This window comes from Paracoccus sp. (in: a-proteobacteria) (assembly GCF_039808215.1).
Taxonomy (GTDB): Bacteria; Pseudomonadota; Alphaproteobacteria; order Rhodobacterales; family Rhodobacteraceae; genus Paracoccus.
Genome location: NZ_JBDHSP010000057.1, coordinates 1 through 20,432 on the forward strand (window position 1 = coordinate 1; position 20,432 = coordinate 20,432).

Consider the following 20,432-nt stretch of genomic DNA (forward strand, 5'->3'; position numbering starts at 1 on the left):
GACACGGTGCCGCTGGTGATCAGACCGTCCGCCGCCTGCAGGGCCCAGCCGGTCGTGGTGCCGAGATCGAGGGCGAGGACGACAGGCGCGCCGGGGCACGGGGCGCTCATGGGTGTCGGGGTCAGAGATACGTGGGCCATGATCGGCTCCTTTCCGGATTGGTGCTCGATGGGGTGATGGGTGGTGCATGCGGAGCTCATGGATCGAGCTCCCGCAGCCAGTCGGGGACGGGCGAACCTCGTGAACCTGCCGCGGGAGGTTCACACGGAGGTTCACACGGAGGTTCACACGCACAAGGCTCTGAATTCACTTGGCTTTGTGAACCTCGCGAACCTTGTGAACCTTTTCCGGTATCATCCTTCGCATGTGCGTGCGCGCGCGCGTGCGTAAGGGTTGGGAGAGGTTCACAAGGTTCACAAGGTTCACATTTGGCAGTCCGATCAACGGCTTGATCGTGTGAACCTCGGTTTTGGAGGTTCACACCCGCGCCTCGAGGTTCACACGCGTCGGGCCCTCGTGCGCCCGATTGCGGACGCGACGGCTGCTCGGAGACCTTCAGCTGCCATTTGACGGCCCGCCGAAACGTGCCCGCCTGAACCAGCCTGAGGTTCAGATCGCCCACCCGGAACACGCGGTCCCGCATCTTCTTGATGGCGATCCCGAAGCTGGTCTTCTGCGCGCGGTCCGTGTGGCCGGTGATCGGGGGCGCCGGATCGCAGAACAGGGCCACGTCGAAGAGGTCGGCCGCGCCCACCTCGGCGGTTCCGAACCGGTCCCACCAGGCGGCGATGAAGGCGCTCCAGCCCGCGCCCTCGCTGTCGGAGGCCTCCATCAACTCGTCGAGATTGCCGAGGAAGCCGGGAACGCTGGCAACCTCGAGCACGCCGCCCACGACATGCGCCCAGTTCTCGAAGGAGCCGATGGTGCGCGCGCCGCGCGGCTTACCGGCGGCGATCCACGCCTGGCAGAGCGTGAGGCAGGCGGCGACCAGCCGGGGGCGGTTCGCGCGCACCCATGTCATCAGATCGGGATGGCGGAAGCCGGTGCGCTGCCAGGGGCGCTCCTCGTGAGGATCGAGCCGGATGCGCAGGAGGCGGCGCGCCATCTCGTTGGAGAACTCGGGGTTGTTGCCAGTGGCGATCCAGAGGCAGCGGATCGGAAGCCGCGCCATTTCCGATGCGCCGAGGATCCGGTCCTCCCAGAATGGCGCCGTCAGGGCGGCCGCAACGGCGGAACTGTCGAGCTTGGCGCGCAGGTTGTCGATCAGCACGATGGCGGGGATCTGGCGCAGCTTCGCGGTGACGCGCTTGCGCCATTCGTCGTCGTCGCGCCCCTCGGTCATGACGCTCGCGCCCGAACCGGTAAGGATGGTGGCCACGGCATCGACCATCAGCGTGGCGCCGGAGCCGGGGCTGGGCTTCTCGATCAGGTGCAGCGGGGTCGGCCCGTCGATCATGCCCCGCAGGAAGCCGAGCAGCAGCAGCGCGATCACATGCGCCATCTCGGCGGGACCGACGAACGGGAAGTCGCCGAGCAGATCCTCGCACAGGAGGCTGCGGGCGGCGGCAACCTCGGCGGTTGACGGCTTGGCCGGGATGGTCGGCACCACGAACCCGGGCGTCGGGGCATAGAGAAGCCGCGCGTCGGGATGATATCCCGGCGTGGTCAGCAGCGTGCCGCCCCGGCCGAAGACGGGTGTGTTGACGATGCCCACCAGCACCGGCAGAGCGGGGTCGGGCGTGGCCAGCACGGATTTGACCACGGCGATCGGCGGCGGGGCCGCGACCAGCTCGCCCTTGCCGTTCAGCTTCTTCCAATGCGCCAGCCGCGCAAGCATGTGACGCAGCCGTTCCTCGGTGATCGCGGTTGCGACCGGACGGCCCTCGTCGTCGGGCACCACCCATGTCGGCTGCCCGGCGAAACGGAACACCCATGGCGTCCGGTTCGAAGCCATCAGCAGGCTCCACACCCGCTCCACCGAGCGGGCGAGATCGCCCTCGTCTGCGCGCAAGGTCGGGATGGCCTCGCCGCTGCCCTGATAGTTGACCGGCCGATGCTGACCGATCAGCAGCGTGGGCTCAGCCTCGGTTATGGCCTCCGCATCGGCGATCAGGGCCGCGACAGCCTCAGACCCTTCGCGCAGCAGCAGGTCGTTGAAATCCTCGCCTTCCTCGTGCGGCAAGACGACGGCCACGTCGCGCCCCTGCGCGCGCAGGCGCCGGGCGGCGGCCTCGGCGGCCCGCAGACCGGCCCCGGAGGTGTCGTTGTCGGCCAGGATCAGCACGCGCCGGACGCCAGGCGGCAGATCGACCTGTTCGAGGCCCGATGTCGACAACGTCGCCCAGACCGGCAGATCGGGGCATGCGGTCATCACCGCGAGGCCGGTCTCGATGCCTTCGGAAAGCGCAAGCCGATCGCCGTCGCCGAGATCGGCGAGACGCACCGCGCCACCAGCCACTCGGCCCAGCATCTTCCTGGCCTTGTCGAGTGGCGCCTTGGTGACCGCCACCTTATCGGTGGCGAGGTAGCTGCGGTGCAGGCCGATGACCGCGCCATCGCGGTCGCGGACCTGGCCAAGCATGGCCGGATAGCCGGTCTTCGTCTCCCAATGGGTCAGGTCAGGGTGAAACAGCAGATCGGCGGCCTCGGGCACCATCAGGCCGCGTCCGGTCAGATACCGCGCGACCGGAGAGCCCGTGATCGTCTCCGCACCCGCCAGGATGTGCGCGATCTCGAGCGCGGGATCGCGCTTCAATGGGGGGGGCGTCGGCGGTGCGCGGCGTTCCGGTGCGCCTGGCGCGATGCCCGCGAGTTCTGCTGCCGCGACGATCAGCGCCCGGCCGTCGAGCCCGGTCGCCTCCTCGATGGCGCTGATCGGGCCACCGCCCTGATTGCCGTCGAAGTCGATCCAGTCACCAGCATGCGCGCCGCGCAAGGTGATGACACAGGAGCCGGTATTGCGCGGCGCGTCGCCCCGGATGTTGGCGAGCCGCCACTCGTCGCCCGACCTGCGCCCGCGCGGAAACAGGCGCGGCACCCAAGTCTCGGCGGTCTCGCGCAGGCGCGCCACCACCAGATCGAGATCGTAGCGCAGAGGCTCGCCGCCGAGCGGTTTGGCGTCGTTGAGGTCAAGCAAGGATCACCAGACCTTTCTCGGCCCGCGTGATCGCGGTGTAGAGCCAGCGGTTGCGGTCGGCGGCGCTGCGCCCGAACCCGTCGTCGAACACGACGACGTTCTCCCATTGCGAGCCCTGCGACTTGTGGCAGGTGATGGCGTAGCCCCAGCTGGACTCGATCAGCCCGCGCCGGATCTGCCACTCCCGTCGCCCGCGCTCGGGGTCGTAGGCGACATGATCGGCGTATTCGCCGCGCCAGAAGCTCTGCCGTCCGCCGAGGCTCACCCCGTCCTCGGTCTCGACCATGGCGCTGAAGGCGAAGGCGTCGTCCGAATCCTGCCGCACCTCGGTCAGGGTCAGGAACATGCCGTTGATCAGCCCGAGATCGTGGCGGTTCTTGAGACAGATGATCTTCTCGCCGCCGCCTGTCGGATAATCGGCGCCGAACCCGGCCGCGCGCTTCATTGCGGTGTTCAGCCAGCGCCGCGTCGCGTTGGTGCCGCAGATCACCTGGCCGCCCTGCAGCATCTGCCCAGGGCCGACCTCGTGGCGCGACATCTTCCAGACATGGTCGTCATGCGCGCCGACCGGGATCGGCAGCCCCTGGCGGGCCAGCGTCGCAAGCCGCAGGATGGCGCTGTCGCCCGCCTGGCGGTGCACCTCGGTCAGCATCACGTCCGGTGCAGTTTCGGTGAAAAAGCCTGTGTCCTTCACGGGCGGAAGCTGGCCCGGATCGCCCAGCACCAGGATGGGCTTGCCGAAGGCCATGAGATCGTGGGCCATCTCCTCGCCCACCATCGACACCTCGTCGAGCACCAGGAGGTCCGCGTCGCGCAGGATCGACTGCTCGTTGATCAGGAACTTCGGCTGGTGGATGTCTTCGAGGCGCAGCTCGAGCTGGGCGATGCGCGTCATTGCGAACCCGCGCTCGGCCGGACTCATGCGCGGCAGGTCGCGCCGCAGCGCCGCCAGATCCTCGGTCGCGCGCGCGATCTCTTCGGGCGTCGCCTCCGAGACCCGGTAGATCAGGCTGTGGATGGTCTGGGCGGGCGTGCCCTTGCGCGTCATCACGAGCGCCGCCTTGCCGGTGAAGGCAGCGAAGAGCACGCCGCCAAGCCCGCCCGGGGTCATCGGCTCAAGCCCCAAAGCCTCGATCGCCATGGCGGTGATCGTGGTCTTGCCGGTCCCGGCATAGCCGAACAGTCGAAAGATCTGCTGGTCGTGCCGCCGCGTCTCGTACCAGTCGCGGATCGCGGCGATGGCGCGGCCTTGGGTATCAGAAAGGATGACGGTCATGCCCGGTCCTCCCAGCAGCGGGTTGCGAAGGGGCAGAACCGGCAGAGGAAGAAGTCGGGGCTGGTCGCGATGCGGGGCAGCAGATCGCCTGCGTCCGCGGCGCGCAGCACGTCGACCGCCTTGTCCGACAGCGCCTGCGCGGCGGCCGGATCGAACGGCACATGCTCGTGGTAGAGCTCGCAGGTGTCCTTGTTCAGCGCGGTGAAAAGCGCGGACCCGAGGCCCATATAGGCCATGTAGATCTGCATCTGGCCGAAGTAGACGGGCTTCGAGAGCTGCACGCCTTTCTTCGCCGTGTCCGACCAGGACGAGGCTTTCAGCGCCTTGTGCTCCCAGAGCAAAGGCCATTCGAGGCCGATCTCCGGGCCGCCGACGATCACGCCGTCCACATGGCCACGAATGCGCCCACCCGCCGTCTCGAAACCGAACTGGCCGCCAGCTTGCGTCTGCGTGCGCAGATCGAACCCGGCCTGCCGGAGCCAGCGGATCGCCAGATCCTCGAAGACATGCCCGGCCGCGAAGATGCGAAGAACGCGCCCCTCGAAATCCTTGCCGGGATCGGGCGGCGTGTGGGTGACCTCGTAGACCAGCCGCCGCGCGCAGGGTTCGCCGATGCGGCTGGCGCCCAGATAGTCGCGCGGGCGCTGCCCCTCGCGTTCGGCCTCCAGCGCGGCATCGATGCGGCCGTTGATCCGCGCGCCGAGGGGTTCCGGTTCAGAGGCGTCGCGGCCATAGACGAAGCCCGATCCGTGGTTGAAATCGACCAGCATCCGCACCCCCTCAGAACGGCACATCGCCGTTGTCGGACTGGCGCTGCATCGAGGCCTGAAAGCCGTCGACGCAGGCCTCGATCACGCGGTCGATGTCCGCGGCCGGGCGGTCGAAGAAGGGCTCCATCAGGCCCATCTCCGTCAGCGCCTCGGCGAGCATCCGGCGGGCCTCCACGATGGCGCGCGTCTCCATGTCGGTCTTGTCGATCATGCCGTGGTTCCTTTTGGCGTTGGCCGAGCCCGCCATCAGGCAAGCCATCGAGCAGAAGCGGTAATGAGGGTGACGGTCCCAGCGCAGGCCGTGGCAGTAGCCGAAGCCCCGGGCCTCGCGGCCGCAGTGAGCGCAGGGCACGCGCCGGGCGAGATCGGCGCGCGAAGGATGGCTCCGCCCGTTCGCGGCTGAAACGCTCCCCCGCCGCCTTTCCGAGACGCCGCTCACCCCATGAGCAGCAGGTCCAGCGTGTCGCGCTCCTCCTTGTCCGGTGCGGCGGTCCGGCGCTCGGAGGACAGCACGATGAACCGGCTGATGGCGTTCGAAGCCATGCATTCCAGATCGCGCCGGGTCAGGCTGGCGATGGGGCGGTCGAGACGCCCGCGCGCCTCGAGCCAGCGTCCCATCGCCCGTGCCGCCTCCGTGGTGACATGCGCCTGCCATTCGTCCGGGCTCACGGGTTCAGCCAGGCCGGGCCGTTGCCGGGTTTGGCGGCGGGCGGGGTCTGGGTGGCGGGCTGGTCGGGAGCCGACGGCGCGCCCCAGGCAGGCGCCGCCGGCGCGGAGGCCGCCTGCGGCTGGCCCCATGCCGGGGTCGCCGGCTGCGTGGCTGCTGCGGCGGGCCGGGGCTTGTTTGACGGCTGCGCGGGCACGGGCTCGCCCGCCATCACCTTCTGCCATTCGGGCGCAGTGGGCAGCACGACATGGTCGAGCTTGTTGGCGTCCTTGTAGGCGGGGTTGCGGCTCGGCTCGATCTGGATCTTGGCCACGAAGCTGATCCCGTCGAGATCGGCGAGCCCGCGCAGCACCCGCTTGGCCTTCGCTGCCTCGCTCATGTCCTCGGGGTTCAGTCCAAGCGCGCTGTCGATCATGGCGCGGAAGGTCGATTTCGAGATCTTCCAGCCAATCGACTGGCCCTGCTCGTCGAGCTTCCCGCCCTGCACGGTGAAGTTCTGCCAGAACTTGCGCCGGGCATGCGGGCCCTCGGCGACTGTGAACTCGGCATCGAGCATCAGCACGTCGCTGCCGGGCTGGTTCGAGGGCTTGAGCAGCCCGCGATCCGCGTCGCTCGATCCGTCGGTACCGCCCTTGCGCAGCGTCATCACCACCTTGGCGAAGGTGCCGTCGGGGATCAGGTCGCCGGACTGCTGCGGCTCCACGTCGTTCATGTCGAAGGTCATGTCGTCATCCTTTCCGGGGTTGGTTGATCTTGGTGAGGAGCGCGCCGAGGTCGGGCGGCTCGGTCATGTCGAGCCGGCCGCTGCGGTCCTTGGCCGGCAGGCCGAACGGATTGCCGGACTGGCAGACGAGGCGGCGCGCATTGCCCTTGTCGGGATCGTGCCGCCAGGTCGGGGGCGCATCGGGGCCCGCACCGGGATCCTGTGTGAACAGGCTCATCGTCAGCACCTGATCGACGATGCCGGGGAGCTCGCGGGCGACCTTTCCGCCGTCCATCTGCGGCTGCCAGGTCACCCGGTTCATGTCGTCGACGACCTTCTCGAGGATGCCGACGAAGATCACGGTGCGGCCGGGCGCATGCTGGAGGTGCTTCAAGAGCCCGATGACCTCGCGCGCCAAGAGCCCGTAAGCGCCGCGCGTGTCCGGTTTGCCGGTGCGTTCCGACAGCGCCTCGGGCCGGGTCTTGGCCCATGCCATGGCTTGGCGTGTCAGGTCGGTGATGCTGTCGACGAAGATGATGCGCTTCGTGTCGATCTTCTCGGCCAGCTCGGGATGCTGCGCCCGCAGATGCGCATGATGCGCCTCCGAGAAATGCTCCTCGGGCTGGGCGGCCGGGTTCGCGCCGCCGATCACGCAGGCGATGTCGACCGCGTCGGCAAAGCGGCGGATCGGGATGCTGTCGCCAGGCCAGTCCTGGACGGACTTGAGGCCCGCCTCCAAGTCGATGCAGAGCGTCTCGGCGGGTGGCAGGGTCTTCAGCAGCGTGGTCTTGCCCGCGCCGCTCGGCCCGAAGAGCGCCATCGTGGTCTTGCCCTGCGCCTCGCGCAGCCGGTCGTCAGCGGAAATGATGCGCAGGCTCATTGATCGCCTCCCTGCGGGACGATCTCGATCTTCAGCGTCCCGGGCCGGACGGTGCGCGCGGGCTCGAAACCGGCGCGGATCGCATCGGGCCAGGCGGCGTATTTGCGCTCGGGCACCTTGAAGGCGATGTCGACATACTGCGCGGGGTCGTCCCCGGCGGCGCGGATGCGCTCGACCATGGCGGCGAGGCGATCCTGATCCCAGTCGACCCGCTTCGGCAGATCGGCGACCACGGTGAAATCACCATCGTCGAAGCGGATCGTGCCGGTGTCCTTGCCCGCCGCCTGCCGCTCCTCGGCGGCGCGGGTGGCGTAGCGGACGATCAGCGCGCCATCGAGGCGAGCCTTCGCGGCCTTGTCACGCTTGATGCGCTCATCGACGTCGCGCTGCAGGATGGCCAGCAGTTCGACGGGCAGCTGGGCGATGTCCTGCAAGCCGAGGCCCGGCAGGTCGTCGACGGTGGGGGTGTTCGCGGGGAACGGCATGTAAGGGTCTCCATGATCGGCAAAAAGGGATTGGAAGGCGGTCATCACGCGGCAGCCCGACCACTCGAACCGGTGGCGTGGTCGGGCTGCCCCTGCTCGGCGAGCAGGAGCGCGGACAGCGAGACGGCTGCGGCCTTCGGTTTGGGGCGGGCGACGGCGATGTAGGCGAACTGGTCGGGGCCCGTGCGCTCCTGCACCAGGTGCACGAGGCCCTGTTCGGCCGCCCAGAAGGCGCGCGACCCGAGCCGTGCCAGTTCCGCGCGCTGCTGATCCGGCAACCGGGCGAACATCGGGAAGATGTCGAGAACCAGAAAGCCGCGATGGTATTCGAGCCGGTCGCCCGGCACGGCCTGCGCCACCCAGGCGCAGAACTCGATCTCGGTGAGCGGTCGGCGGGCGCGGACCGTGATGAAGGGGGTGGTGCCCATGAACATGATCTCCTCCTTTCGCCTCTACTCAGGCCGCCGCGAGATCGTCCCAGGCGGGACCGAGACCGTGGACGGTGAGGACGTGACGGAGATCGGCGAGGCGGCGGTAGAGCGCGGACCGGCTGCCGAAACCCTCGGCCACGAGGGCGGTCACGGGGCGATGCGCCAACGCCGCGCAGAACCGGCGATCCTCGGCCGGAAGCCGCGCGAGAGCTGCCTGCAGGGTGTGGTGCAGTTCGGTGACGGCCGCGGCGCAGCAGGTCTGGCCGTGCCAGGCGGCAAGCCCGTCGTCCTCGGTCAGCGTGTCGCCGACCGGCTCGCGGGTACCGGCCAGCGGAACCTCGAGCGAGAGCAGCGACCCACCCTGCGCGCGGCGCTGGCGGTGGTGACGGATGGCGATGCGCGACGACTGGTTGCGCAGGACGATGTTGGCGAAGGCGCCGATGCTGCCGCGCCGGGCGTCGAAGCCGGGCAACCGGCAGATCAGATCGACCAGCAGGTCCTGGCGGAGATCATCGAGATCGGCGGCGGGCAACACCAACTTGCGGTGCAGGCGGCGCGCGGCAAGCGCGGCCTCGTCGATCAGGGTGGCAAGGTCGGCGGGGGAAATCGGGGGATGCATGTCGTGAAGCCTCGGAACATCATTGCTGTTGTTCCGAGGCTGCCGTGCAGCCGCCCCTCATTGGTGGGAATGGCGTGGGAAAATCGTGGGCGAATCGTGGAATGGGTCAGTCGCGAACGTCGATGTCGCTCCTTGACAGGCCGATCGTCATGCCGCGACCGTGTATGGTCCTCACCAGATCGAACGTCTGTTTGCGCGTCAGGCCGTGTTTCTCGAACTGGTCGCGCAGTTCATTGATGACATCGCGGTGGCTGGCCCGGTTGGTGAGGGAATGAAGCTCCTGATAAGTCAGCATGACTTCGCCAGCGACGACCTTCTCCGCCGCTCCGAGAAAGGCGTCGAAGCCGGTCAGCGAAAGAACGATGTCGCGGCCGTCGATGTGCACGGTGCGTCGCGCGCGGGAAATCCGAAGGCGCGCTTCGGGTACCGCTTCGGCCTCAGTGACGGTGGCCGATGTGCGAGCGGCATCGGCAAGGCGCTCCGGTTCGAGACGATCCGTTCCCGTGCCGTCGGAAACCAGAACCTCGCCCAGGACGGCAGTGGACAGACCGGCCTCCTTGAGACGCAATATCAAAGGTGTGCTGAAGTCCGAAGCAATCAGGACCGCAGATGCGCCATTGACGGCTGCCTTGATCGACAGGATCGCGCCGGGCGCGTCGACCAGACAGGAATCGCGGCAGAGCGCGACGGTCACGCCGGAAGGTTCTGTGCCGATCATCCAGATGCCTTCGGCGATCGGGGCTATGCCACCCGAAAGTCCCCCACTTGCCGCGATTCTGGCGACCAGCTTTTCAGGGTCGAGACCGAACCTCCGGAGGTCCTGCTCGTCGAGGACCAGGTCCTCGGCAACGTCGTGCGGACAGCATGCACGAAGCACACCGTTGATGTCCCGGATCGGACGCGCGTCGAGGCCACAGTCACAGTGCGCACAGACCGACCAGCTGTCGGCCTTCCGCTGTTCGATCAGCACCCGCGCCCGCAGCAGGCGGTCGACCTCACGTTCGGGGAACCGGCGCAGCGCCCGACCCGAGATCGAGACCTGCGCACCGCCGTCACTCAGCCGCTTCCACAACCAGGCCAGCATCGCGGTCCTTCTCCAGTCCGTGGCGCGCGATCAGCGCATGGATGGTCTTTTCGAACCGGGTGCGGCGGAAGGCGAGTGTCCCCGGCGGCTTCAGTTTCACGGTGACCTGCGCCGGCCGCTTCGTCTCGGTCTTGAAGAACACCCGGAAGGTGATCTCGCCGAGCCGCCAGCCCTTGCCGAACCGCACCTCGCTGCCCCGGAAGTGCCGAAGGGCGCCCGCCGCATCCTTCGATTCCCATGTCCGGACGTAGCGCCATTTCGCCTCGTCCTCGTCCCATTCGAAATGGTCGGCGGCTGCGGCCACGATCCGGACTTCCAGGATATGCTCGTCGTAGCGGTGGTCGAAGGCGAAATCCGGACCCGCATCGCTGATCAGATCGAGCGTGTAGAGGTCGCGCGCGTCCTTGCCCGAGAAGAAACCGGGCCGCCCGAGGACGTGTTTCGCGAAGATCTCGGCGAGATCGGCCTGTTGAGCCTTCACGACCCCGCCGATGAACAGCCGCGCCTCGGCCGGGGAGTAACGCAGCGTGGCGTATTTCACGGCGCGAAGCGGGATGATCCGCTCGCGATCGCCATCCACCACCGGGGTCGTCGCGACCGGTGCGCCGTGGCTGACCACGAGGTTGATCTCGCCGTCCTCCTCGTAGGGCCCGAGGCGGCAGTATTCCCCCTGAAGGTCGCGGGCGAAGAGTTTCATCGCCGCGGACTTGAAGGCCTCCGTCAACGCCTCGGTCAGATCGGCACCGACATCGCGCTCGGGGCCGCGAAACTCGGCCAGCGCTGTCGGGGCACGCAGCGCCTGGAAGTCCGCCGCAGCCTCGAAGACGCGATGGTGATGCAGATAGGTGTGCAGCGCGACATGCTTCGGGTCGTGCTTCGCCGGGGCCGGGTCGTCCCCGTCCGGATCCGGATCGGCATAAAGCACCACGCCCTGACGGCGCGCCTCGTTCAGGATGATCTGCATCCCCTCGTTGCTGCCGAGGTCCGCCACCCGGTGCAGATCGGCGACAAGCCCCTCGTTCCAGGTGGTGACCGCCTCCTCGAAATACTTCGCGAGTGCCGCCCGGACGGCAGCGGCATCACCGTCGAAGGCGACCGGATGCACCTCATCGCCGAAATGGCGATCGAACAGGACCCGCATCAGCCCCGGATCGACGGTTTTCAGGAACTTCGGATTGACGAATTTCTTGAGATCGGAACCCACGGGGATACCTCGCAAACGGGCGGCTTGTTCTGATTATGTTCTACTCGACAGATCAACCGGGAGTCGAGTCCGATTGGCGGCATTGTCGCGCCGCGCCGCCGTGGGACGTTTCGCGATGCCGGTGAGTAGAGGCCAGAGGAGACGACCGCTCCGAGGCCCGCATGAAACGCCCCAATCCGCTACCGCCCGACCTGATGACCGCCGCCGAGCGCCGCACGGAACTGTGCGGCCTGCTGGCGCTCGGGCTGGTGCGGTTGCGGATGCGGAACGGCAGAGAAGTATCTGACAAAACCGGAGAAAGTTGCCTACACTATCCGGCCGACCAATGCCGTCATGCAACTCCAACACACCGGAGAAATGCATGAACAAGCCCGATCCCATCCCCGCGCGCCTGGCCGCGCTGAAGACCACGCCGACGCCCGAGTTGAAGGCGCAGTGGCGCGAGTTGTTCGACAGCGAGCCACCGCCGTTCAACCGGCGCTACCTTGAATCCCGCCTGGCCTATCGCATTCAGGAACTCGCCTATGGCGGGTTGAAACCCGAGACCATCCGGCGGCTGGAACGGCTGGGCGAGGAACTGGACGGCGGTGACCGGGCGAGGCGCAGCATCCGCGCCGATCACGACCGCCCCATCACCGGCACGCGGCTCGTCCGCGAGTGGCAGGGCGTCGAACAGATCGTCACGGTCACCGCCGACGGATTCGAATGGCAGGGGCGGCCCTACAAGTCGTTGTCGGCCATCGCCCGCGCGATCACCGGCACCCGCTGGAACGGCTGGGTGTTCTTCGGGCTCAGGAACCACAGGGGCCGGACGTGACGAAGCCGCCGGAAAAATCGAAACCCGTCCGCAAGCTGCGCTGCGCCGTCTACACCCGGAAATCCTCCGAGGAAGGGCTGGAGCAGGAGTTCAACAGCCTGCATGCCCAGCGCGAGGCCTGCGAATCCTACATCGCCAGCCAGCGCTCCGAGGGCTGGGTGCTGGTCCGCGATCAGTATGACGACGGCGGCATCTCCGGCGGCACGCTGGAACGGCCCGGCCTGAAGCGGCTGATGGCCGACATCGAGGACGGGCTGGTCGATGTGGTGGTGGTCTACAAGATCGACCGCCTCAGCCGCTCGCTGGCGGATTTCGCCAAGCTGGTCGAGGTGTTCGACCGGAACGGGGTCACGTTCGTTTCGGTGACGCAGTCGTTCAACACGACCACTTCCATGGGGCGGCTGACGCTGAACATCCTGCTGTCCTTCGCCCAGTTCGAGCGCGAGGTCACGGCCGAGCGCATCCGCGACAAGGTCGCCGCATCGCGCCGGAAGGGCATGTGGATGGGCGGTGTCCCGCCCTACGGCTACCGGGTCGAGAACCGGAAGCTGCTGGTCGACGACGAAGCCGCCACGCATGTGTGCTGGATCTTCGCCCGCTTCCTCGAGATCGGCTCGGCCACGGAACTGGCGCGGGAGGTTGGCACGCGCGGAATCCGAACGCCGCGCGGCAACCGAATCGACAAGAAATACCTCTACCGGATGCTCAGCAACCGCGCCTACATCGGTGAGGCGGTCCACAAGGGCGAAAGCTATCCCGGCGAGCACGACGCGATCATCGACCGCGAAGCGTGGGATCGCGTCCACGCCATCCTGCAGGAAAGCCCCCGCAAGCGCGCCGCCCGGACTCGCGCCGACACGCCCGCGCTACTGAAGGGACTACTCTTCGGTCCCGATGGTGCCGCGTTCTCGCCCACCCACACCCGCAAGGGCGGGCGGCTCTATCGCTATTACGTCAGCCAGACTGTGCTGAAGCATGGCGCGGGGGCGTGCCCCATCGGCCGCGTGCCCGCGGGCGAGATCGAGGCGGCCGTTGTCGAACAGCTGCGGGCGGTGTTCCGCCAGCCGGAGATCGTGGCGGGGACGTGGAGAGCCGCAAGGGCGCAGGATGGCGAAATCACCGAGGCGGACGCCCGCGAGGCGCTGACCCGGCTGGTTCCGCTGTGGGACGAACTCTTCCCCGCCGAACAGGCGCGCATCGTGACCCTGCTGGTCGAGCGGGTCGAGATCGGCACCGGAGGCCTGAACGTCCGCCTGCGCATGGATGGGCTGGCCGGGCTGGCGCGCGAAATGACCACCGACATTGGAGCAGCTGCATGACCCACGCCACGCCGATCCCCGAGACCGTCACCATCCACGTCCCGTTCCGCCTCGTGAAGCGCGGCGGGCGGAAGGAGATGCATCTGCCCGAGGGCGCGCCCGCCCAGCGCCGCCCTGACAGCGCCCTCGTCAAGGCGCTGGCGCGCGCCTTCCGCTGGAAGCGCATGCTGGACTCGGGAGAGTTCGCCACCATCGCGGAACTGGCAGCACACGAGAAGATCGCAGCCCCGTATCTGACGCGGACCATGCAACTTGCGCAGCTCGCCCCCGATCTCGTCGAGGCGATCCTTGATGGTCGTCAACCGCGCAGCCTGACGCTGGAATCGCTGCGCCAGCCCCTGCCGGAACACTGGACCGAGCAAAAACGCCTGCTTGACGCAGCGCGCAACAGCGACGATCCGCGGTGAATCGAGGGATTCACGTCTGGACTCGGGCGTGTTAGGGTCAAGAAAAATGGGGCAGGCATGAGCGCAGTATTCACAATTGGCTATGAAGGGACCGACATCGATCGGTTCGTCCGAACCCTGAAGGCGGCCGGGATCAAGAAACTGGCCGATGTTCGCGCCGTTGCCGTCTCGCGCAAGGTCGGCTTTTCCAAGACCAGGCTCGCAGCGCGTCTTGCGGAAGAAGGCATAGAATATTCGCATTTCATCGCCCTCGGCGATCCCAAGCCAGGCAGGGAAGCTGCCCGGGCCGGGGATTTCGATCTGTTCCGCGCTATCTACGGCGCGCATATCGAAACCAGTGCGGCGCAAGAGGCGCTGCGGGAACTGGTCGATTTCGTTCAGGATGCGCCGACATGCCTGCTCTGCTTCGAGCGCGACCCGGAAACCTGCCACAGGACCATCGTCGCACAGGAAGTGATCGACGAGACGGGCTTCGAGATTTTCAACCTGTTCGCCGACGATCCGGATCGATATGTCCGTCACGCTTCAAAGCTCCCGCGTTTCCATCCTGGTGAAGGCCTTACCGCAGCGTAGCGCCAACCACGGGGAGACGGTCTGCTGCGCCGGGGTGACCGCCCATGGCGAGTTCAAGAGGCTTTTCCCGATCCGTTTCCGGCATCTCGCCGACGGCGCCGCGTTCAAGCGGTGGGAGTGGGTCGACTTCAAATATCGCCCTCCCACCAGCGATCGTCGTGTGGAAAGTTGCCATGTGATGGAAGACAGCATCACCGTGGACGGCAGCATGCCCCAGAAAGATCGTGCTCCATTTCTCAACCCACTCGTGTCAGCATCCATAAAGGAGGCCGAGACGGCAGGCAGGTCACTGGCACTGATCCGGCCGCAGAAAACCCGGTTCTTCTTCAAAGCGAAGAAGCCGGAAGAGATCGAGCAGGAACGGCGCACCTATGCTGAAGCCGCGCGTCAGGGGTCGTTCTTCGACGAACAGCTGAAGGCGCTCGAACCCAGTCCTTACGATTTCCGCTTCAAGTTCGAGGATGCCACCGGAGTGCACGACTGCGCAAACGGCGATTGGGAGGCGCATGCGATGTTCTTCAACGGCCGCCGGCGGGAGGGAACCGACCAGGCGGCACTCGACTGGATGAGCAAGATGTTCAACGAAGAATACCCTCGGAAGGGCATGCTGTTCTGTGTCGGCAACATGGCCAAGCGTCCGCAGACGTGGCAGTTGCTTGGCGTCCTGCGGGTGGACGACACCGGCCAGACATCGCTATTCTGAAAACCGGGGAAGCGGACTATCCGTTCTCGTGTAGTGACCGCGCGAGGATTACAAGCGCCGTTCGCCATTCGGCTTGCGCCATCCTCGCCCCCCGGTTTAGTCTGCGCGGGTAAACGGCGGTTCTGTCAGCTCATTTTCGCAGGGCGTTCGGCAAGTTCGTCGCCGCCTGACAGGACGAAGTATTGATGACAGCCGCGAACGCGATCCCCACCACCTTACCCTTGCATCGGCCACCCGCGGCCCGGCGCGCTGATGTCTTGTGCGGAACGTCGCGCGTGGGGCATCACGGTAGCACTGAAGGGAACGAGGGCCGGGCATGTCGCGTCTGACGGATCTGATTGCGCGGGCCAAGGCCAGGGACGGCGCGCTGGGGGAAGAGCTTGAGCGGGAGTTCAGGGCGCTGGCGTCGCGGCGGGCCTTCGGGCTGAATTTCGAGCGGCACCGGCCCGAAAGCGTGGAATTGCCGGGGCGGCCCGTGCGGCGGGGCGACAAGGTGCGCATCTTGGCCCCGCGCGGAACGGGCGCGCGCGGCGATCAGCGTTTGTGGCGGGTGACGCGGCTTGCCGGCCGGGGGGCCGCGAAACGCGCGCAACTGGCGCTGATTGACGCGGAGGCCCCCGAGACGGCCGAGGTCGCGGTTGCCGATCTGGTCGTGGTGGCCGAGTTCCGGGACTACATCTATCCCGGCCTTGTCAGTACCGGGAAGGTGGAGCGCGGCGGCGACAAGCCCTTTCACAGCGTGATCAACGGCGAGAACTTCCATGTGCTGGAGGCGCTGACCTATACCCATCGCGGCAAGATCGACGCCATCTATATCGACCCGCCCTACAATACCGGGGCGCGGGACTGGAAGTACAACAACGATTACGTCGAATCCGAGGATCTGTATCGCCATTCCAAATGGCTGGCCTTCATGGAGCGGCGGCTGAAGCTGGCGGTGGAGCTGCTGAACCCCAACAACAGCGTACTGATCGTCACCATTGACGAGAAGGAATATCTCAGGCTGGGCTTACTTCTGGAACAAGTGCTTCCGGAAGCGAGAATCAGGATGATCTCTACACAGATCAATCCCAAAGGAGTTGGCGTCAGCGAGGGATTTAAACGCGTTGATGAATACATTTTTATTGCGCGGTTTGGCTCGCAAGATGTTACTCCGACCACATCTCCAATTCTGGGAAGTCGGCCGATCGACGGAGTGGAAAAGGACACCGAGAATGGTGAAGAAGAAAATGCTCAAAAAATCGGCCTAGATTGGCAAACGGCTCGTCGGCGCGACCTTTCATCGGTTAGAAGGACACGCCCAGCACAATTCTATCCGATTTATGTAAGCGAGACGACCGGCTTAATCGAAGAAGTTGGCAAGCCGATCCCACACGAGCAAGATCGACTGGATGTGGAGCCACGCCCCGGCTGCGTTGCGGTTTTTCCTGTGCGAGACGATGGCACGGAGATGAACTGGGGAGTGACAGGGCCAACCTTCATCGATAGGTGGAGAAAGGGTTACGCCAGAGCAGGCAGAGCGCAACCTGGTAAGCCACAGCCATACATCATTCAGTACCTAAAAAGCGGCCCTATCGCCGACATTGAAGAAGGAAGGGCTATAGCCGAGGGGTATAATCCGGATGGCTCGGTGATTGCCTATTATGAGGAGGCTGGCGCAAAAGCACCACCGACGCAATGGAACCTTCGCTCTCACAATGCTGAACATTATGGGACGAAAACTGTTCGCGCTTTATTGCCGGGCCGAAAATTTCCTTTCCCGAAGAGTCTTTATGCTGTTGAGGATGTCTTGCGCCTGTTTGTTCGAGGCAAACCCAACGCCATCATCCTCGACTTCTTCTCCGGCTCCGGCACCACGGCCCATGCCGTCATGCGGCTGAACCGGCAGGATGGCGGGCGGCGGCAATGCATCTCGGTCACCAACAACGAGGTGGCGGCCGACGAACAGGCGGCGCTTCGCAAGGCGGGCCTGCGCCCCGGCGATCCGGATTGGGAGAAGTGGGGCATCTGCGACTACATCACCAAGCCGCGCGTCAGTGCCGCCATCACCGGCAAGACGCCGGAGGGCAAGGACATCGCGGGCGACTACAAGTTCACCGATGAATTCCCGATGGCCGAGGGGTTCGAGGAAAACGCCGAGTTCTTCACCCTGACCTATGAGGCCCCGGTCGCGGTCGGCCACAACCTCGCCTTTCAGCGCATCGCGCCGCTGTTGTGGATGCGGGCGGGGTCGGAAGGCCGCCGGATCGACGACCTGCCGGCCGCCGGATGGGAGGTTGCCGATACCTATGGCCTGCTGGTCGATCTGGACCAGGCAGGCGACTTCTGCGATGCGGTCGCCGCGCAAGGCGGTCTGCGCATCGCCTATGTGGTCACGGACGACGACCGCCGGTTTCAGGCGGTGGCCCGATCCCTGCCGGACGGCGTCGAGCCGGTGCGGCTTTACGAGTCCTACCTTTCCAACTTCCGTTTCTCGATGGGCCGCTGAGTCATGAAGTTCACGCTGAAGGATTATCAGGAAGAAGCCGTCGAGAACGTGCTCGTCAACCTCAAGAAGGCGTCGCGGCGCTGGCGCGAGGATGGCGACAGGCATGCCTTCTCGCTGACGGCCACCACGGGCGCGGGCAAGACCGTCATGGCGGCGGCGGTGTTCGAGGCGCTGTTTCACGGTGACGACAACTACGACATCGAGCCCGACCCCGGCGCCGTGGTGATCTGGTTCAGCGACGACCCCTCGTTGAACGAACAGTCGCGCTTCCGTCTGCTGGAAGCGTCGGACCGGCTGACACTTTCGGACCTTGTGGTGGTGCAGAACACCTTCCAGCGCGAGGCGCTGGAGCCGGGGAAGATCTACTTCCTGAACACGCAGAAGCTCGGCAAGTCGAGCCTGCTGGTGCGCGGGCATGATCCCGACGACGAGGGGATCGAGAAGGACGGCCAGATGCGGCTGATGCCCGACAGCCGGTCCTTCACCATCTGGGACACGATCCAGAACACCATCGATGACCCGGCGCTGACGCTCTATCTGGTGCTGGACGAGGCGCATCGCGGCATGCGCGCTGCGACCGGCGCGGGCGAGAAGACCACCATCGTCAAGCGGCTGATCAACGGATCGGGGCCCGTTCCCGGCATCCCGGTCGTCTGGGGCATCTCGGCCACGGTCGAGCGGTTCAACGCGGCGATGACCGACATGCAGGGCCGCGCGACCCTGCCGAACGTTGTGGTGGATTCCGCCAAGGTTCAGGCGTCGGGCCTGCTGAAAGACACGATCATCCTCGATGTGCCAAAGGAGGCCGGCCAGTTCGACACCGTGCTGGTCCGCCGCGGCACCGACAGGCTGAAGGAAATCTCGGCAGCCTGGGCGACCTATGGCGAGCAGCAGGATGACGCGGGAACCGTGCAGCCGCTGATGGTGCTGCAGGTGCCGAACGCGCCGGAACACGATGACATCGGCAAGGCGCTCGACACCATCTACGCGCAGTGGCCGGACCTGCCCGAGGATGCGGTGGCGCATGTGTTCGGCGAGCACAGCGCCCAGACCTTCGGGCGCCACACCGTGCCCTACATCCCGCCCGAGCGCGTACAGGAATCGGCCTGGGTCCGTGTGCTGATTGCCAAGGACGCCATCAGCACCGGCTGGGACTGCCCGCGCGCCGAGGTCATGGTTTCGTTCCGGCCCGCGCGGGACAGGACGCATATCACCCAGCTTCTGGGCCGCATGGTGCGCACGCCGCTTGCCCGGCGCATCCCCGGCAATGAACGGCTGAACTCGGTGGACTGCCTGTTGCCGTTCTTCGACGAAACCTCGGTCAAGGACGTCGCCAAGGCGCTGATGTCCGGTGGCGATGGCGGCGAGGAACTGCCGGGCCGCCGGGTGCTGATCAACCCTGTCGAGCTGAAGCCGAACCCGGCGATCCCCGAGGCGGTGTGGGACAAGCTGCTCTCGTTGCCATCGCAGACCCTGCCGAAACGGCACGCCCGACCGGTGAAGCGGCTCACGTCGCTGGCGCATGAGCTTGCCGTGGATGGCCTGCTGGCGGACGCCGGCAAGGCGGCCCATGCCGAGATGCACAAGGTGCTCGACGGCGTGCGGGCGCGTTACAAGGTGGAAATCGAGACTGCCCGAAAGTCGGTCCTGACCGTCGAAGGCAAGAGCCTGAAGGCCGATCTGAAGGGCGGGGAGATGTCGTTCGACGACTTCCTCGAAGAAGCCGACTACGCCGTGATCGAGGATGCCTACCGCCGCGCCGGACGCACGATCGGCCCCGATCTCGCCACATCCTACAGCAACTACCTTGCACGGAACGAAGGCGACACGGACGACATGGAAGCTGCGCTGATCGACGCCCATGTCACGGTCGCGGCCTTGGGGCTGATCCCGGAGGTTCGCGAAACGCTGGAAGCCGAGGCCGAGAAACTGGCCAATCAATGGCTCACCCGTTTCCGGGTCGAGATCAAGGATCTGTCGGATGAGCGGCAGGACGTCTACCGGCAGATCAGGGAGATGAGCGCGCATCCGATGGATGTGGACCTGGCGCGCCCGACGTCCTGGATGCAGGCCACGACAATCCGCGAGGCGAACGGGTCCGAAACGCCGCTCCCGACATTCGAGATGCACATGCTTTGCGACGAGAAGGGCATGTTCCCCGAGGACCTCAACTCCTGGGAGGGCGAAGTCGTGAGCGCAGAACTCGCGCGGTCGGGAACCATGGCCTGGTATCGGAACCCGTCGCGGGCCAGCCAGGACTCGCTCGGCATCCTCTATGAAGACGGCGGGGAGCCAAAGATCGTCCGGCCGGACTTCGTTTTTCTCGTTCAGCAGGGGGATGGAACCGTAGCCGCCGATATCGTGGATCCGCACGGGATTCAGTTCGGCGACGCGATACCGAAGCTGAAGGGGCTGGCGCAGTACGCCGAACGCTTTGGTGATCAGTATCGCCGGATCGAGGCCGTGGCGAAGATCGGCGACACGTTCCGCGTCCTCGACCTGAAGGAAGTGGCAACGCGTGCGGCAGTATCCGCAGCGACATCAATCAGGGCGCTATATGAGGGCGCAGCAGCGTCCGACTATGTCACCTGAACAGCACCGATGTTCGATGCCGGTCCCGCGCGCCGGGGATTTGGTTTTTCGAACGGTTAAGTTCGTGAGGAACGGGAGATACCATTGATTTCCTATACTTACGAGACTGAACCGAATCGCGCGCGGTTAACAGGTCCGGAGAATATCGACCCGGAGAGAACGCTTTCGAGCCTCCTGGTGCCGGGGGCGGTTAACAGCCGGTCCCGCATAACCCTCGAAAACAACGGAAAAATCCGGCCGCAGCCGGATCGGGAGAACGCTTTCGCGAGGGCAAGTGG

The 20,432-nt window shown here is 66.1% G+C and carries 20 protein-coding genes; 8 read left to right on the forward strand and 12 right to left on the reverse strand.

Translation table 11 applies throughout. The features are described from left to right. Positions 1–196: 196 nt before the first annotated feature. From WMK75_RS14685 to WMK75_RS14740, 12 genes are all read right to left on the reverse strand, one after another. On the reverse strand, positions 197–3,136 hold the full coding sequence (locus WMK75_RS14685) for a toprim domain-containing protein (protein WP_347268379.1): 2,940 nt from the start codon (positions 3,134–3,136) through the stop codon (positions 197–199). Next, positions 3,129–4,412, reverse strand: coding sequence for an AAA family ATPase (locus tag WMK75_RS14690; protein ID WP_347268380.1), 1,284 nt, complete (start codon positions 4,410–4,412; stop codon positions 3,129–3,131). Before WMK75_RS14690 ends, WMK75_RS14685 begins: the two co-directional genes overlap by 8 nt. Next, on the reverse strand, positions 4,409–5,182 hold the full coding sequence (locus WMK75_RS14695; RefSeq protein ID WP_259400480.1) for a PD-(D/E)XK nuclease family protein: 774 nt from the start codon (positions 5,180–5,182) through the stop codon (positions 4,409–4,411). Before WMK75_RS14695 ends, WMK75_RS14690 begins: the two co-directional genes overlap by 4 nt. 10 nt (positions 5,183–5,192) lie before the next feature. Continuing rightward, complete coding sequence (locus WMK75_RS14700) at positions 5,193–5,393, reverse strand: DUF6511 domain-containing protein (protein ID WP_234184572.1); 201 nt, start codon at positions 5,391–5,393, stop codon at positions 5,193–5,195. Between the two features lie 224 nt (positions 5,394–5,617). Next, positions 5,618–5,851, reverse strand: coding sequence for a hypothetical protein (locus WMK75_RS14705; protein WP_220603213.1), 234 nt, complete (start codon positions 5,849–5,851; stop codon positions 5,618–5,620). Next, a complete protein-coding gene (locus WMK75_RS14710; RefSeq protein ID WP_220603212.1) occupies positions 5,848–6,573 on the reverse strand; it encodes a hypothetical protein in 726 nt (241 codons plus the stop codon). Before WMK75_RS14710 ends, WMK75_RS14705 begins: the two co-directional genes overlap by 4 nt. Positions 6,574–6,577: 4 nt before the next feature. Continuing rightward, positions 6,578–7,432, reverse strand: a complete 855-nt coding sequence (locus WMK75_RS14715) for an ATP-binding protein (RefSeq protein WP_220603211.1) — start codon at positions 7,430–7,432, stop codon at positions 6,578–6,580. Then, on the reverse strand, positions 7,429–7,962 hold the full coding sequence (locus tag WMK75_RS14720; RefSeq protein ID WP_220603210.1) for a hypothetical protein: 534 nt from the start codon (positions 7,960–7,962) through the stop codon (positions 7,429–7,431). Before WMK75_RS14720 ends, WMK75_RS14715 begins: the two co-directional genes overlap by 4 nt. Continuing rightward, a complete protein-coding gene (locus tag WMK75_RS14725; RefSeq protein ID WP_183828790.1) occupies positions 7,962–8,351 on the reverse strand; it encodes a hypothetical protein in 390 nt (129 codons plus the stop codon). Before WMK75_RS14725 ends, WMK75_RS14720 begins: the two co-directional genes overlap by 1 nt. 22 nt (positions 8,352–8,373) lie before the next feature. Then, positions 8,374–8,967, reverse strand: a complete 594-nt coding sequence (locus WMK75_RS14730; RefSeq protein ID WP_347268381.1) for a hypothetical protein — start codon at positions 8,965–8,967, stop codon at positions 8,374–8,376. Between the two features lie 106 nt (positions 8,968–9,073). Further along, positions 9,074–10,051, reverse strand: a complete 978-nt coding sequence (locus tag WMK75_RS14735; protein WP_347268382.1) for a hypothetical protein — start codon at positions 10,049–10,051, stop codon at positions 9,074–9,076. After that, a complete protein-coding gene (locus WMK75_RS14740; RefSeq protein WP_347268383.1) occupies positions 10,020–11,255 on the reverse strand; it encodes a hypothetical protein in 1,236 nt (411 codons plus the stop codon). The genes WMK75_RS14735 and WMK75_RS14740 overlap by 32 nt, the downstream gene beginning before the upstream one ends. 361 nt (positions 11,256–11,616) lie before the next feature. Here WMK75_RS14740 and WMK75_RS14745 point away from each other — a divergent pair, with 361 nt between their 5' ends. From WMK75_RS14745 to WMK75_RS14780, 8 genes are all read left to right on the forward strand, one after another. Continuing rightward, on the forward strand, positions 11,617–12,072 hold the full coding sequence (locus WMK75_RS14745; RefSeq protein ID WP_347268384.1) for a DUF2924 domain-containing protein: 456 nt from the start codon (positions 11,617–11,619) through the stop codon (positions 12,070–12,072). Continuing rightward, complete coding sequence (locus tag WMK75_RS14750) at positions 12,069–13,391, forward strand: recombinase family protein (RefSeq protein WP_347268385.1); 1,323 nt, start codon at positions 12,069–12,071, stop codon at positions 13,389–13,391. Before WMK75_RS14745 ends, WMK75_RS14750 begins: the two co-directional genes overlap by 4 nt. Continuing rightward, positions 13,388–13,798: a hypothetical protein gene (locus WMK75_RS14755; RefSeq protein ID WP_347268386.1), complete on the forward strand. Its 411-nt coding sequence runs from the start codon at positions 13,388–13,390 to the stop codon at positions 13,796–13,798. The genes WMK75_RS14750 and WMK75_RS14755 overlap by 4 nt, the downstream gene beginning before the upstream one ends. A gap of 57 nt (positions 13,799–13,855) precedes the next feature. Continuing rightward, positions 13,856–14,371, forward strand: a complete 516-nt coding sequence (locus WMK75_RS14760) for a DUF488 domain-containing protein (protein ID WP_347268387.1) — start codon at positions 13,856–13,858, stop codon at positions 14,369–14,371. Beyond that, complete coding sequence (locus WMK75_RS14765) at positions 14,310–15,074, forward strand: hypothetical protein (RefSeq protein WP_347268388.1); 765 nt, start codon at positions 14,310–14,312, stop codon at positions 15,072–15,074. Before WMK75_RS14760 ends, WMK75_RS14765 begins: the two co-directional genes overlap by 62 nt. A gap of 316 nt (positions 15,075–15,390) precedes the next feature. Further along, positions 15,391–17,562: a DNA methyltransferase gene (locus tag WMK75_RS14770; RefSeq protein WP_347268389.1), complete on the forward strand. Its 2,172-nt coding sequence runs from the start codon at positions 15,391–15,393 to the stop codon at positions 17,560–17,562. A gap of 3 nt (positions 17,563–17,565) precedes the next feature. Next, a complete protein-coding gene (locus WMK75_RS14775) occupies positions 17,566–20,154 on the forward strand; it encodes a DEAD/DEAH box helicase family protein (RefSeq protein WP_347268390.1) in 2,589 nt (862 codons plus the stop codon). Between the two features lie 84 nt (positions 20,155–20,238). After that, the coding region (locus WMK75_RS14780) for a hypothetical protein (protein ID WP_347268391.1) at positions 20,239–20,432 on the forward strand (194 nt) is incomplete at its 3' end.